This window comes from Photorhabdus africana, from assembly GCF_035181445.1.
In the GTDB taxonomy this organism is placed as follows: Bacteria; Pseudomonadota; Gammaproteobacteria; order Enterobacterales; family Enterobacteriaceae; genus Photorhabdus; species Photorhabdus laumondii.
Map to the genome: position 1 here is coordinate 108,597 of NZ_JAXBVE010000013.1, position 15,889 is coordinate 124,485.

Below are 15,889 nucleotides of genomic sequence, written 5' to 3' on the forward strand. Positions count from 1 at the left end.
CCAATTTAGCGCTGAAATTCATAGATCGATCCTAAATTTAAGATCTGCGTAAGCTCATCCAGCGCGGTATAAACTTCACGAAGTAATTGGGGATCGGCCAGATCGCTGGCACATAATTCATCACGATAATGGTGCTCTATCCACTTAGTCAGGCGCTGGTAAAGTTGCGTATTTATCAATGTCGCGGGATTAACAGCACGAAATTCAGCATCATTGAGTACCACCCTCAGACGCAAACAGGCCGGACCGCCGCCATTGCGCATACTTTCCCGCAAATCAAAAACACGGACTTCATTAATAGGTGAGGAGGTTTGCGCACTCAGCGACTGCAAATAATCCCAGACAGCAGAATGTTGGCGACACTCATCAGGAACAACGATCATCATTTTCCCATCAGTTTTACTCAGTAACTGACTATTAAAGAGATAAGAATCAACCGCATCTTTGATGCTGATCTGCTCAGCAGGCACCTCAATTGTGACAAAATTCTGTCCCAACACCGCCATTTTCTGTCTAATTTCGGTCAGAACCTGAGACTGATTAAGATAAGCATATTGATGGTGAAAAAGGACATTTCGGTTGCTGACCGCAATCACATCGTTATGGAAAACCCCACTGTCAATGGCGACCGGGTTTTGCTGTACAAAAACGGTTTGTGCCGGATTAAGCCGATGCAACCGTGCGATCGCTTCACTGGCTTCCAATGTTTGCCGTGCCGGATAACATTTGGGCATTGGGCCGCCGCAAAATGCGCTACGGCCATAGACAAACACCTGTACGCCCGGCGAATCATAATCACCACCGAGGCGATTATGGTTTGCCGCCCCTTCATCACCAAAATCTTCATGTTGTGGAAGAGCCTGATGATGAACAAAATAGTTTTGATCAGCAAAAGTGGCTTTTAACGCGGCAGTCGTCGTTGCTATTTCCAGCGAACGGTGCAATTTATTGTTTAAATTAGCTACCGTGAAATGAACTCGCTGATCAGCGCTATCCGCCGAAGGTGACACGGTTGCCGCATTTGCGGTCCACATTGATGAAGCAGAGCTCAGTTTTGCTAATAACACCGGAGAATATTTGGCTGCTTTATGCAATATCTGCTCATCACTGCCGACAAAACCTAAATTACGCAAGGCCGGAATATTAGGGCGTTGTTGCGGCGGAAGCACTCCTTGAATAAACCCTTCATCAGCCAACGCTTTCATTTTCATCAACCCTTGCAGCGCGGCTTTACGCGGGTTAGATACGCTGTCTTTATTATTAATCGAAGCCTTATTACCCACAGAAAGCCCCGCATAATGATGGGTCATGCCGACCAACCCATCAAAATTTGCTTCAAAACCAGCCATAAATCCCCTTGGAAAAATTATATAAGTTGAAAACCTCTCCCGTTAAACGGTTAATCAGGAAAATGAAGCCCTGGCGCAAGCGTTTCAGGTAAAGTGAGTTCGTCAGCAACCAGAGATGCCATCGGCCAGGCACAGTAATCAGCAGCATAATAAGCACTAGGTCGGTAGTTTCCTGACGCACCAATGCCACCGAAAGGTGCTTTACTGGAAGCCCCAGTCAACGGTTTATTCCAGTTCACAATGCCCGCTCTGGCATCTTCCGACAGACGTTGGAACAGAGCAGCATCCGGCGAAATTAAACCGGTAGCCAAGCCGAATCGGGTGTTATTGGCGATTGCCAGCGCCTCATCAAACGAGTCATAACGCATAAGCATGAGCAGCGGCCCGAAATACTCCTCATCAGGAACATCAGCGATTTGGCTAACATCAATAATCCCTGGGGTCAACAACGTTGATTGCGGCTGGCATTGCTCCAGCGAAACCAAAGAGATACCCCCCAGTTTTTGTAGCCGATCTTGAGCTTCCAATAGATTCTGCACAGCCTGTAGAGAAATGACTCCACCAATGAACGGTTGAGGTTGAGCATCCCAATGGGATGGTACGATCCGCTCTGTCACCGCCACCAGACGCTTAATCACCGCATCGCCGTGTGCGCCATTTTTGACCAACAATCTACGGGCACAGGTGCAACGTTGACCCGCGGAGATAAACGCTGACTGCACAATGGTGTAAACAGCGGCATCAATATCGTCGCAAGCATCGACGATCAATGCATTGTTTCCCCCCATTTCAAGTGCCAACATCTTCTCTGGCTGACCGCCAAGCACTCGGTGAAAGTGAAAGCCAGTATTGGCACTCCCGGTAAACAGCACACCATCAATCTGCTTATCCTCCAGCAATGCTGTCCCGGTATTGCGTGCTCCCTGAACCAAATTAAGCACACCTGCGGGTAAACCGGCTTTTTCCCATAGTTTCACCGTCTCTTCTGCGGTCATCGGTGTCAATTCACTCGGTTTAAACACCAGCGTATTACCCGCAATAAGCGCGGGAATAATATGACCATTAGGCAAATGCCCGGGAAAGTTATACGGACCAAAAACCGCCATCACACCGTGAGGACGGTGACGCAGCAAGGCACGGCCGTCAGGCATAATCGTTTCTGACTCACCGGTACGCTGCTCCCACGCTTCAATAGAAATAGCCGCCTTACCTATCATGGATTGTATTTCAGTCCGAGTTTCCCATAACGGTTTACTGGTTTCCTGACTGATAACACGAGCAAGCGTTTCTTTCTCCTCATTCAGCAAAACCGCAAACGCCTGAATGACCTTAATCCGCTCACTGGCGGGCAAATGTGACCAAGCATAAAACGCCTCGCGCGCAGCATGACAAGCGGCTCTGACTTGCAAAGCATCGGCGCTGTTAGCTTGCCACAGAATCTGTTGATCTATTGGAGAAAATTTAGTTATCGACTCACCCTGCCCCTCAATCCATCTTCCCCCAATGTAATGTACTTTATAATTCATGCTTAATTTTCCTTTGGAAAGAGACTAACCAGTCGCACCTGATCCCCATCGCTGACTTGAAGTGCACCCATCTCTGCGGCTGTTAAAAAAAGTTCATTACTGTCACACGCCACATTCAATAAAAGCGCCCGAAATTCACTAAACTGCTGATTGGCAACGATGCAAGGAACACCATCGTCTCCGGTCACTGATTCGGCTTTACTGACAGAAACGAGACGACTCTCTTTTACTGCACGTATCCGGTCAATCTCAGCCTGTAATAAAGCGCCGCCATCAAAAATATCGATATGGCCTTGATAGATAAGCCCTTCTTTTTCAAGAATTGTCCGCGCGGGTACTGTTTTCCCATGGACCTGCCCAATCACCTTCTGCGCCTCAGCAGGTAATAAGGAGATATAAATAGGATGAAGGGGCATAAGTTCGGCAATAAAGGTTTTCGACCCAATACCGGTTAAGTAATCTGCCTGGGAAAAAGGAATGCCAAAAAAATGTTGTCCCAGTGAATTCCAGAAAGGGGAATTTCCTTGCTCATCTGCAACCCCTCGCATTTCAGCGAATATAGTTTTAGAAAAAATATCCCTAAATGCGGCGATAAAAAGAAAACGTGCTTTGGAGAGAAATGTCCCATTTCTTCCCTTCTGATATTCCGGATCAAGGAACAAGGTACACAATTCACTGTTACCGGTCTGATCTTGTTCCAAAGTCAACGCTTCAATAGATTTATAAATCCCCAATTCACGTGATGAACGAATAGTTTTTTGTACCCGAAAATTATAAAACGGCTCCTCCAGCCCAACCGCCACTTCGATGGCACTGACGCCCGCCACACGATTCACACTGGTATCTTCCAGCACAAAAAGGAATCCCTGCTGAGCCCTGGCCAGTTTTCCATCAAAAGTATCAACACTACGTGCAATGCGTGAACGTAATTGATCCAGATTATTGGGAAAAGATGTCAAACCTATACCAGCGCGTTGAGATAAAGACTGAACCCCATTTAAGTCACTATGCCGGACAGCTCGGAAAAGCATCATAACGTCACCTTCAATTTACTATTAACCGACAAACCGCATGATGGTGCTTTCAAGACGAACCAAACCTTCATCAATATCAGCAAATTCAATATTTAATGCTGGCGCAAAGCGCAACACATCTGGACCCGCGATCAAGGCAATTAACCCCTCCTCTGCTGCCAAGTTAGTTAATTGCTTCGCCTTACCCTGCCAAGCTTTATCCAATTCAGCACCTAAAAGTAGCCCTTTACCTCGCAAGCAACTGAATATTTGGTAACGCTGATTCAGTTTCGATAATTTATCCATGAAGTAATCATGACGTTGCAAAACGCCGGTGAGCAGTTCCGCCTGATTAACAATAGAAAGCACCTTATTGGCAACTGCCGTCGCCAGAGGATTACCGCCAAACGTGGTACCATGCGTTCCAGGTTGAAAAACCGCTGCAATATGCTGTTTTGTTAACATAGCGCCGATAGGAAAACCGCCACCGAGACCTTTAGCACTGGTAAGAATATCAGGCTCAACACCATATTCCTGATAAGCATAAAGGTATCCTGTACGGCCCACCCCAGTTTGAATTTCATCAAAAATAAGCAGCGCTTGAAAACGATCACATAAGGTACGTAATTCCTGCAAGAATGCAGGATCTGCGGGAATAACACCGCCCTCACCGATAATAGGTTCGACAATAACCGCACAGGTATTTTCAGAAATGTGTTCTCTGATTGCAGATAAATTATTATAAGGAAGATGCGTAATTTCTTGCGGAAGAGGGGCATAATCTTGTGAATATTTTGGCTGCCCTCCTACTGTAACAGTAAATAATGTTCTACCATGAAAAGAATCTTTAAATGAAATAATCTCATTCTTATTTTTCCCATATTTATCAGCGGCATATTTTCTGGCTAATTTTAATGCTGCCTCGTTAGCCTCCGCCCCTGAATTACAGAAAAACGCTTTATCAGCAAACGTATTTTCCACCAGTCTTTTTGCTAATTTCAGGACAGGTTCATTAGTGTAACCATTACCTATATGCCATATTTTATCAATCTGAGAAATTAACTCATCCTTTAATTCAGGATGTGCATGCCCTAATGAATTAACGGCAATTCCACCGGCAAAATCGATATATTCCTTGCCATCTTGATCCCATACTTTCGAACCTTTGGCCCGAACAGGTATGAACTTAGCAGGAGAGAAACAGGGCACCATATAGTGTTCAAACCAACTTCTCTGAATATTTTCTAACATAGATCATTTCCCCTTAAAATAGAGAGTACACGGATGAGAGAAAGTAATATGCTCCGCATCATCTTTCGTCTCACACTGACACAACTTATTTAATGTATGCCGAGTAAAAGGTTTACCAAACTGAAACCTAAAAAACCTTAAAAATAATAATATTACAGGATCTATTTAATATTATTCTTATTAATCCCATGACTATTTCCTAAAACATATACCCGTCATCTTTCAAGTTGCTCAGCCATTAGACAGATACTGTTGCCCAGGCTTAACAAAGTCAACACAAGTTGTACACAAAAAAAATACTTTTTGATCCCGTTCAAAATTCCAAAAAGTATTTTTATGCACAGTTTATGCGCTTTTAGTGAATAAATAGGGCGTAAACTGTGCATAAATTAAATCTACTACATATAGATGAAACGAATAGATAAATAATTATTCATTAATAACGCCTGAAATTTATCTATTCAAATGTAAAATAAAATTTGACCAAATTTAACTTTCAAAAACCCGAGTAAACCGATAACCAAAACAACAAAAAGAGTGAACAATCTGATGATAACTTAATATAAAATTAACTATCATCTAAATGCTTTCAAATTTCAGACAACGATATCCCTACCTATTATACCTTATAGATTTCAAGATGCATCGCGACGGCAAGGGAGCGAATCCCCGGGAGCATAGCGAACTATGTGACCGGGGTGAGTGAGTGCAGCCAACAAAGAGGCAACTTGAAAGATGACGGGTATAAGATTATTTGTAACAAATTGACCATATTGTCCCCTATCTCAATGATTTACTTAGATTAGATAAACAGGTAAAGCCTTTTCAAGTGAAAACGATTCAATAGCGATTATCACTTTCCTCAATCTTGCTTTTAGATAGGAAAAACCCGATAACCAATTCATACCGAATGATCACACCATAGCTAAACAATTAATTATTTATTAATATATTAGCATTGAAAAACATTACTATCATAACCGATTACCAACGCCCTATTCAAAAGCTTAGACCAACTACTTTACGACAGAAATAATAGATATTATCTTTACCGTCAATTTATCATTCCAAATAAGAAATTTCATTTTATCCTATTTTTATAATCTCATTTAGTTTACTAAACTTTATTATTAAAAGCGTAACCATTATCTGCACTTATTATATATAAATGCTAGATAACATTATACTCTATTTCTATTATTAACAAATAAAATCATTAGAAAACACAAAACACTTTGAAACATAAAACAAATAAATGAGCTGTAATTATAAAAATTTTATTTTGACAATCAGTGAAACACAAGCTATATATTCTAAACAATAGACATGATATTAATTAAAAATGCAACTTATTCAACATTAACCAAGCCATTCAATATGGCAACTTATAAAAAAATATAAGATCAAATTGAAAAATAATTTATTAGCGTTATTTTACGGCAATAAAACAATACCGTTAATGTAAATAGAAAAAACAAATAAAAAAATCAGTGCAAACTAAAACTAATTTGATCGCCTATTAAACCTATTAAAAAATTGGATTATCTAATAGATTAGGATATGCCACAGACTGGTGTGAAAAGATATTCACAAGCGCGGAGAACATGTGTCCCTTGTTCTATACCCTATAGATTTCAAGAGGCAACTTGAAAGACAGCGGGTATATTTGCCGTTAATCCCAAGCTCATACTACTGATTAAGGATAGTACGAACTTGGCTCATACCATTTACAGGAGCAGAATATATGACTTTAGATTTTAACAATAAGGTGGCAATCGTTACCGGCGGTGCTATGGGTATTGGTGCTGCAATATGCCGCCGACTAGCGGCAAACGGAGCGAAAGTTGTCGTGGCCGATCTTAACGGCAACGCTGCTCAAACCCTTGCCAATGACCTTGATAATGCTATCGCCATTCAGCTTGACGTCTCCCAAGCATCCTCGGTGGAGCGCTTAGTAGCCCAAACGGTAGAAACCTTTGGGGCACTACATCTGGCAGTCAACAACGCAGGGATAGCCGGCTCGTTCCATCGGACCGTGGACTATCCGTTGGATGACTGGCATCAAGTCATCAACGTCAACATGCACGGTGTCCTGTACTCAATGAAGTATGAAATTCCAGCGATGTTGGCTTCCGGCGGTGGTGCGATTGTTAACATGGCCTCAGCTGCAAGTAGTGCTGGTCTCGCCAACTCGATTGCATACGTAGCAGCCAAGCATGCTGTGTTAGGCATGACAAAAACTGCCGCGCTGGAGTATGCAAAACAAGAGATACGGATTAACGCCGTCGGGCCCGGCGGCATCGACACACCATTGATGTCTAGCCTTGACATCAATATAGTCCAGAAAATGACCAAGAGTCATCCTGTCGGCCGTCTCGGAACACCAGATGAAGTCGCGGCACTAACTTGCTTCCTGCTATCTCAGGATGCATCTTTCATTACCGGTAGTTACCATCTCGTTGATGGTGGATATATCGCGCAGTAATTTCCTTAATATCTATACCCGTCATCTTTCAAGCTGCCTCTTTATTGGCTGCACTCGCTCACCCCGGTCACATCGTTATCTATGCTCCCGGGGATTCGCTCCCTTGCCGTCGCGATGCATCTTGAAATCATAGGGTATAGGTTTTAACAAAACCTGCGGAATTCTCCCTCCCAATGCGCTCAGTCAGTTACAACCCATTTTTCCCAGTGCGGTTCGATGCCTGTCCCACAACGCCCCGACACGACTTTTGAGCCTCATAAGCCATTTTGCTTTGATGCTGTTAAAAGGCAGTGAGTTAAATGGTTGAATAATATTCGAATGCTTTTGAAATTATTTCATTAACTTCACTCTTATAAAGAATAGCCTCTCTGATATCAGGATTAGTGACCGTTTCCCAAAAACTATTCCCATGTTCGTCTTGTTTTAATTCACTATACTTAGCGCCAAGTATCCTAACCATATCACCATAAGAAACAGCAAAAACAATAAAACCAGCATCATTAATATTTTCTGTTGACGCTTGATATTGATAAGATTGCTCAAAATTCTCGGGCTCATCTTGTCCTATCAACTCTGGAGAAATCATTCCTAACATAAAGTTAAAAGCATCTTTAGTTCCTTTTTCAAACAACGCTTTATTTTCCTGAAAAGAAAATAAAGCATTAGTATTGTCTTTCAACGAAAAGATATCTACCCAAAGGGTAGATGTCCTTATTTCTTCAGGGAAAAAAAAACCATCAATACAAAAATGGAAAAGTCCATTTTTATAAGTATCATCACTCCATTCTGGAAGATGTTGTATTAACACTGCAAAACGATATGGATCACCAAAAATCATTTTTATCTCCATTTTCCGGACAAACCAAGTTGTTTTTTGACTTCATTAGGAATGTCATTTTTATTCAATGGATTTTTTACATCACCGGTACTTCCATTCCAGTGATATTCCCCATTGGTCCCTTCGAACCGATGAACATTACCTTTTTCATCCTTAGCAAATCTAACTTCTTTATTACCATAATTTTTGGAGCTTGGAATTGAATTTTCAAAAAGTTTCAATGAGTCTTTGGGTTCTATTCCCGCATTACGGCGATTTCCATCACCACCAAGAGTATGTTTAGGATTTGATTTATAAACTAACCCATTATTCGCTGTCACTGGATTAGGTACTGGTACAGCACTTCCTTTTGCTCCAGATTTACTGATCCCTCCGGCCACTCCCGCAGACGCCGCAATTCCCGTCTGCCCCATAATCTTCACGATTTCCTGGGTCGTTTCTTCTGAGCCGCCGGTGACTTGAGCACGATGGAGCACTAAATTGCGGGAGGCATCAATATTCGACATCGCACCGCGTAAATCTGCCCATTCCCGCACTTCTGCCGGTGTGAGAGAATCCAGCCCCTGCATTCTGGCTTTTTCCTGAATTTCACTCATCCGGGCACTGTAATCACCCTGTAATGCCCGCAGCTCTTTGGCAACCGCAACGCACTGGTCAGCCCCTGAACAAGTTGTTATCCTCTCTTGAACCTTGTCGTATTCCTGTCGGTATTTATCCCTGACAGTCGTACGACAACTGGTATCCCCTGACAGTCGTACGACAACTGGTATCCCCTGACAGTTGGCCAGTTCCTCACCCCTTGAACGATTCTGGTCAACGCTTAAGTGGTTATTATCGACAACAACTTTTTATGATTTCAGCTCAGTATTAATAAATGCTCCTGTTTTTTTCATTACTAAATCCTCTGCTAACGGTAGGTCTCTAATTAATTTTTCTATTGTTCCTCTAGGATATCGTTCTTCTTGGAATGTTTTTTCATAATTTGTTGTATAAATAAGACGATCTTCATCTCCATCAAAACCCAACCACAAAATAAAGCCATAATCTGATAATTCAGAGGATAATGAGATAAAGTTCTCCGGTTCTCCTTCAGAAAAATCTAAATCAGACAATGGGATATTCCCAACATCTCGCAAGTTCTTGCGCATTCCGTCTTCAAGGCTCTCTTTTAGTTCAGATATCACCATGTATAGATCCATTGTTACTCCTTTCCCTGGAACTAAGGTGTCATTAATTATAAAATTAAACATTCCACTCGGTGAACACAGGACATCAATTTGCTCAATATGGATAGCAATTTGATAAGGATCTCCAATAATCATTTTATTTTCCACCCTTCTTGTTTTTGTAACCTAGACTTCACCTTTCCAGTTAATTCCAATTTATTTTTTGAGTCTCCAGTACTACCAGACCAATGGTAGACACCTGTATTATTTGGTGAAAATCTATGGATATGTCCATTGGAGTCTTTAGCATATCTATGTTTATCAGAATCTATAGATACTGAACCTTCAAAAATGCTCAGAGAGTCTCGTGGTTCAATACCAGCATTCGGTCTGAACCCTTGAGCTCCAAGTGTATGCTTAGAGTTAGATTCAATTTTTAGTCCAAACAACGCATTCCATTGCGAAGTTGACCGCCGAACGCCGATTTTCCCAATGCCCTCAGTCAGTTACAACCGTTTTTCCAGTGCTGCTTTGTCGCTGAACCCAAAACTCCCAGACGCGCTTTTCGCCCCCGAAGACCGGTTTTTCCCACCGGGCATTTGTCAGTGTCGCGCCTTTTTCAGCAACGGGTGAAGGTACCCCTGCGATGTTCTGATACACGGTGGCTTCGGGTTTTGCATGACCACACCCGGTCTTTGTTGCCATTACCCTGCAACAGCTGCAACTGGGGACACTGAGTACGAATACTCAACGGCTCTCCGTTGGTCTTGCGGTACAGGTAGCGCTCCCGTATCGGCCTCCTGATATCAGAGGTATAAAAGGACTGAAATTAGCGCAATGAGCAAGCCCTCTGCGCCAATCTGATCATTGAGATCAAATAATTAATACATCTATTTAAGCAGTATCACCTTCTTCATATCGTAACTGAATATTAACAGGTGCAAGAATTTCTCCAACCTTTTCCAAAAAATCGGCACATTCATGTGGGATATGATACTTAAAATAAACTTCTATTAGCGTTTCACTTTTTCCACAGGAAGCAGGGAAGCTTTCGTATATCTCCCCGCTTTCAATAAAACGAATATAACTATTTATTTTTTCTTGTAGTTTCAGTAAATGTTCTTCTATAGAACCACTCCACGGTAAATGATCAGTTAATCCTAGAACAACTAAGTTTTCATTGTTATTAGGTATACCTATCATATCTATTTTGTTCACGTCTTCTATAGACATATTAACTCCTTACTCAATCTTTAGAAGTAGGTCTGATGATGTCAACCTTGGTTGGCGGTATTTTGCTCCCTCCTTCAAAACCCGGTTTTCCTTTTCCAACGACAGTACCCCCCTTGGTTTCAAGTTCAGGAAAACCTTTCTTTTGATTTGTTGTTAATGGAGCAGTTGATGAGCTTTTACATTCAACACAGATAATGTTTCCTTCTTTATCTTTGCCTATCATGTCAACCCTTATTTTTGTATTACTCTCTGTTTTGACAGTAATTTCCCGTGCTGATTCAACTTTATCAACTTTGAATTTATCGTAAGTAGATTGTTCAAATTCTTTACCTTTCTCGTAATTCTGTTGTGCTTGTGAGCCAGAATTAGGTGATTGAACTCTTGTCTTCACGCCATTTTCAAACGTATAGTACCCACCATTGTGACTATAAATAGTGTTTCCTGATGCGTCTACTTTTCCAGTGTTATTATAAACACCATCTTTTGGCCCAGTAACTGAATTTCCTTTTGGGGTATAACCAGTAGGTAATGTTGCGCCTTTTCCGACTACATTTATAGAAGTTCTATTAGTTTTTGCCTCAATAGCCCCGACCGCGGTCTCCAGCAACAACAGGTTCCGCTGCTCTTCCTTCACGTACTGCGCCGCATCCGCTTTGGACAAGCCCGATTTTTCCAGCTCTTTTTGGCGCAGTTCCGTGTTAAAGAACCCGGAGAGTGGCCCACCACCACCATTTAGCCAACTACTCTGCTCTGAACGACCTATCTTATCATTGGCACGGTATCCTGATACCGCCAGTTCTTTACCCAACTCATGGTTGATAAAGGCCAGCTCTTCGCGGCTCAACTCGCCATTCAACGCCATTTGTTTCAGGGTATTGATGGTCGCATCACTGGCCTGTCGATATTCCGTCCAGACCCCTTTACGGCATCTGTCATCCTGACACGATGCCAGTTTACCGCGCATGTCCTCCACTGACGGCAGACCTTTATCCAGAATACGCTGGCTCAGCTCTTTAGCCTTGCCGCACGCTTCCGGTGACATCGTGCGGCAATCGCCCAGATTTCGCGAGGCCAGCGCATTATTCTCAATAACAACGCATTCCATTGCGACGTTGATTACCGAACGCCGATTTTCCTAATGCCCTCAGTCAGTTACAACCCGTTTTTTCCAGTGTGGTTTGAGGCTCGACCCACAACGCCCCGATGCGACTTTTCAGCCTGTAAGCTACTTTTCCCAGACGTGATGAACTGCCCCTTTTAAATGTCGGATGATTGTCTAACATTTGGGGTACAGTTCACATGGATGGGATTTTACTTTAGGCAGTAATAATAATTTATTGTCGAAGTGACAATGTTTTTCACTGTTTCCTTTTCTAAAATAATATCAGTAATATGTGGTTTTAGTATTTCCTCCCAATGATATCCAACATCATCATTACCATTTAAAACACTCAGTTTTGCACCTAATATTCTTATCATACTGCCATTAGATACAGCAAAAACATAACAACAGTCATTTTCTAAATTATATGTAGATGCTTGATATTTGTAAGAAGTAACAAAATCGTCTGATACTTCTTTCCCTGGTTCTGCCCGTTCAGGCAACATTGTTTTTAACATAGAGAAGTAAGCCTCTTTTTTTTCCATATTAAAAATATTATTATTTTCAACAGGTAATACCAAAGCATTCCCATCAGATAAACACAGGATATCTCCTCCTAATGTTGCTACTTTCGCACTATTCGGATACAGTTTTCCATCTATACAAAAATGAAATAAGCCATTTCTATATCCATTTTCTGTACTCCAATCAGATAAATACTCTATAAGTATGGCAAAATGATTTGGATCACCAAAAATCATAATTATCTCCATTTTCCTGGTAAACCAAGTTTCTTTTTAACGTCTGATGGAACGTCGCTCTTGCTTAATGCCGCACTTTTATCACCTGTGCTACCGGACCAATGCCACGTACCATCATTAGTATTGGTAAATTGATGGACATTACCATCACTATCCAATGCGTATCTTTTTTTACCACTTGTAACTGAATTGCCAAACAATTCGACCGAATTCTTAGGTTCAGTCCCGGCATTACGGTGATAACCTATTTGTCCCGGAGTATGTTTAGGGTTTGATTTATACACTAATCCATTATTAGTTGTCACAGGATCAGGAACCGGTATAGCACTTCCCTTGACTCCTTTTGCTCCAGCCTTACTAATCCCTCCGGCCACTCCCGCAGACGCCGCAATTCCCGTCTGCCCCATAATCTTCACGATTTCCTGGGTGGTTTCTTCTGAGCCGCCGGTGATTTGGGCACGATGGAGCACTAAATTCCGTGATGCGTCAATATTTGACATCGCACCGCGTAAATCTGCCCATTCCCGCACTTCTGCTGGCGTGAGGGAATCCAGCCCCTGCATTCTGGCTTTTTCCTGAATTTCGCCTATTCGCGCACTATAGTCACCTTGTAATGCCCGCAGCTCTTTAGCAACGGCAACGCACTGGTCAGCCCCTGAACACGTTGCTATCCGCTCTTGAACCTTGTCATATTCCTGCCGATATTTATCCCTGACAGTCGCACGGCAACTGGTATCCCCCTGACAATTAACCAGTTCCTCACTTCTTGAACGATTCTGGTCAACGCTTAGATGATTATTGTCTACTGCATTCTTCCCTGCCTGCGCCCCAGTGAGGGCACTGGCGGTGGAGTCACCAGCAATACCGCCTGCCAGCCCTGCCGCCAGGGTGGAAAGGGTGCTGATAGTTTGCTTCTGCTCCTCCGTTAACTCACTGACTTTGGCCCCGTCGCCATAAAGTTGTTTTATCAGTACCTGAGCGGCCAGTTCACCCGAAGCCGCACCGGCTGCGCCTGACAAGGCATTGTTACCGCTGACTTCGGCGGCTACCGCGCCTAAAATCGCATGGGCCAGCGTATTGGTGGCGGTATCCACCTGATGGGTTTGTGGGTCCGTCGTCAGTTCTTTAATCACGCCCGCCAGATAAGGAGAAGCGCCGCCTGCCAGCGCCTGACCGAGGTTGTTGCCCGCTAAGCCCTGAATCGCTGCCGTGGCCGCCTGTAACGCTTTCTGATAGGTTCCGCCGGTCCCAAAGCCGGAGTCATTCAGCGCCTGCGTGTAAGCGGTGTCATAAACTTGCTTATTGATATCCGCCGAAGTCGGGTGTGGATTGCCACTGTCGACCAGTTTTTTTCTGGCGGCCTCTTTGTCCGGTTCACTGATATGGTCCAGCTTCGCTTTCGCCGCTTTGGTGGCGATAATTTTCCCTTCCGTACTGGCTATCTCGGTCATCTGGGCGCTGATTTCGCCAATCAGTTGCGCCTGTTTCAGCCGTTGTTGTTCTTTTTCCTTATCAAATATGGGACTCAGGACATTGGCGGCGTTATCGGTATCGCGACTTAAGTTCGCGACATCCTGCGTCTGGTGCGCCTTATCCCGGATAATCAGATTGCCGTCACTGACGGCGGCGTGCGTGGTGCTGCTGTCATGGCCTGAGTTATGAGTCCCGGTCAGCCCATTGACCGCCAGATTATTGAGAACCTGACCGGCGGTCGGTTGGCCGAGGCTGATGCCCGCACTCTGCTGCTCAACAGTAAAGTCCGCTTGATTTTGAATATCCTTGAAGCCCAGCGTCCCGGTGTTCAGGGTGTTTTTGGCTTTGTCGGCTTGACTCGCTATCACCGCGCCGTCCAATTGGGTGTGATCACCGACATGAACCTGATAGCCGCCTTTGCCGGCAAACAGCCCGGTCTGCTCCTGCACGCTGTCATAGTTGCTGTTCAGTTTATTGCGGCTGGCATTGAGGCTCGCGGTACCGTTGGAGAGGGGACCCACGGTGGCACTGACGCCGGCGCTGGCATTCTGTTGTCGGCTGTCATAGCGCTGGCTGTCCTGCTCGCTGCTTAATGTCAAATGACGTTTTACGTCGGCGGTAATCTGTTCGCCGCTGACTTGTGCCCCTTTCAGCGTGGTGTCCCGGCCACTGTTTAGCCCGACGGTCTGTCCCGCCTGTAATGTGGTGTTAGTATGACTGACGCCGTTGCCGTTTTCACGGCCGTTGCCCCGGCTGACATTGGCCGAGACGCTCAGGCCGGTACCTCCCGGTCCCGCGGTCAGGCCCATGCCCAGCGAGCTGCCGTGGCTGCTGTTTTTGCCGGTAGTCTGTTCGGTGTTCTGGCTGGAGGAGAGCTGAATATCCCGGTGAGCATTCAGTTGCAGGTCTTTACCCGCCTGTAACTGGCTGCCCTGAATGCGGATATCGCCATTCTGGCCTGATGCGCCTTTGCCATCCCCTTTGGCGGTTATGGTGAGGTTATCCCCGGCCGTGAGATGGCTGCCCTGTTGGGTGGTCTGGCGGTGCTGCTGTTCTGAACGGGAAGACTGGCGACCGTAGGACAGGCTAATCCCGGCCAGATTATTATTGCCTTTGTCGTCACGGCCCTGAGCCGCCGCCAGTCGGCCAGCCTGCGCCGCTTGCACTCCGCTCAGCGCGGCTTGAGTGTTTTGCAACGCTTTCACTCGCGGGTCACTTTCATTGCGGGCGGCTCTGGCTGTCTGCACCGCGCTGTTGACGGCCCCGCCGGCGGCGCCACTCAGCGCCACGGTTAAGCCGCTCTGTTTCTGTTCGGTTTTTGTCGTGGTGTGATGGCGGTTTTCTGCACTGGTGATATCGACCTGTTGACCAGTCAGCGTCAGGTCTTTACCGGCAATCACCTCGCTGCCGTGAACCCGGAGCTGTTCTCCCGCGTTGAGGGTGACATTGCCCTGGCTGCTGCCGACCGTGCTGCCTTTGCTAAGCTGGCTGTCACTGTCGGTGGTGACTTTCTGGCTGGCTTTGCCTAAGGTGAAGCCAATGCCGCCGGTCCCCATCAGGCCCGATTTTTTCTCCTGCCGTAGATGGGTTTCATTATGCACTTCTGCTGCGGTGGTGACGGTGAGCTGATGACCGGCGTTCAGGCTGACATCCTGCGTACCTGCGACGTTGCTGCCGCTAATATGCAGGTCT

Annotated in this window: 13 protein-coding genes; 1 reads left to right on the top strand and 12 read right to left on the bottom strand. The window is 44.7% G+C overall.

All coding sequences use genetic code 11. The features are described from left to right. Positions 1-5: 5 nt before the first annotated feature. The 4 genes from astB to SLS51_RS09910 are packed head-to-tail and all read right to left on the bottom strand — an operon-like array spanning position 6 to position 5,139. Entirely contained in the window at positions 6-1,349 is a 1,344-nt protein-coding gene (gene astB, locus SLS51_RS09895; protein WP_323837831.1) for an N-succinylarginine dihydrolase, read from the bottom strand. A gap of 50 nt (positions 1,350-1,399) precedes the next feature. Beyond that, the gene (gene astD, locus SLS51_RS09900) at positions 1,400-2,875 is read right to left on the bottom strand and encodes a succinylglutamate-semialdehyde dehydrogenase (RefSeq protein WP_323837833.1); all 1,476 of its coding nucleotides are present in this window, start codon (positions 2,873-2,875) and stop codon (positions 1,400-1,402) included. Positions 2,876-2,877: 2 nt separating this feature from the next. Further along, positions 2,878-3,909, bottom strand: coding sequence for an arginine N-succinyltransferase (gene astA / locus SLS51_RS09905; RefSeq protein WP_439126864.1), 1,032 nt, complete (start codon positions 3,907-3,909; stop codon positions 2,878-2,880). A gap of 21 nt (positions 3,910-3,930) precedes the next feature. Then, a complete protein-coding gene (locus tag SLS51_RS09910) occupies positions 3,931-5,139 on the bottom strand; it encodes an aspartate aminotransferase family protein (RefSeq protein ID WP_323837835.1) in 1,209 nt (402 codons plus the stop codon). 1,744 nt (positions 5,140-6,883) lie between these two features. Between SLS51_RS09910 and SLS51_RS09915 the strand changes: the two genes are divergently transcribed. Next, positions 6,884-7,624, top strand: a complete 741-nt coding sequence (locus SLS51_RS09915) for an SDR family NAD(P)-dependent oxidoreductase (protein WP_323837837.1) — start codon at positions 6,884-6,886, stop codon at positions 7,622-7,624. A 295-nt stretch (positions 7,625-7,919) separates the two neighbouring features. Here SLS51_RS09915 and SLS51_RS09920 read toward each other — a convergent pair whose 3' ends face one another. From SLS51_RS09920 to SLS51_RS09955, 8 genes are all read right to left on the bottom strand, one after another. Continuing rightward, the gene (locus SLS51_RS09920) at positions 7,920-8,462 is read right to left on the bottom strand and encodes an immunity 42 family protein (RefSeq protein ID WP_323837839.1); all 543 of its coding nucleotides are present in this window, start codon (positions 8,460-8,462) and stop codon (positions 7,920-7,922) included. A gap of 2 nt (positions 8,463-8,464) precedes the next feature. Then, on the bottom strand, positions 8,465-9,058 hold the full coding sequence (locus SLS51_RS09925) for a hypothetical protein (protein ID WP_323837841.1): 594 nt from the start codon (positions 9,056-9,058) through the stop codon (positions 8,465-8,467). 252 nt (positions 9,059-9,310) lie between these two features. Then, positions 9,311-9,784: an Imm42 family immunity protein gene (locus tag SLS51_RS09930; RefSeq protein WP_228903004.1), complete on the bottom strand. Its 474-nt coding sequence runs from the start codon at positions 9,782-9,784 to the stop codon at positions 9,311-9,313. Positions 9,785-10,126: 342 nt separating this feature from the next. Further along, the gene (locus SLS51_RS09935) at positions 10,127-10,333 is read right to left on the bottom strand and encodes a hypothetical protein (protein ID WP_323837843.1); all 207 of its coding nucleotides are present in this window, start codon (positions 10,331-10,333) and stop codon (positions 10,127-10,129) included. Between the two features lie 189 nt (positions 10,334-10,522). Then, a complete protein-coding gene (locus SLS51_RS09940; RefSeq protein ID WP_323837845.1) occupies positions 10,523-10,861 on the bottom strand; it encodes a DUF6572 domain-containing protein in 339 nt (112 codons plus the stop codon). Positions 10,862-10,874: 13 nt separating this feature from the next. After that, positions 10,875-11,966, bottom strand: a complete 1,092-nt coding sequence (locus SLS51_RS09945; protein WP_323837847.1) for a hypothetical protein — start codon at positions 11,964-11,966, stop codon at positions 10,875-10,877. Positions 11,967-12,172: 206 nt separating this feature from the next. Further along, on the bottom strand, positions 12,173-12,724 hold the full coding sequence (locus tag SLS51_RS09950; RefSeq protein ID WP_323837849.1) for an immunity 42 family protein: 552 nt from the start codon (positions 12,722-12,724) through the stop codon (positions 12,173-12,175). A 2-nt stretch (positions 12,725-12,726) separates the two neighbouring features. After that, a partial coding sequence (locus SLS51_RS09955; protein WP_323837851.1) for a hemagglutinin repeat-containing protein occupies positions 12,727-15,889 on the bottom strand: 3,163 nt, incomplete at its 5' end.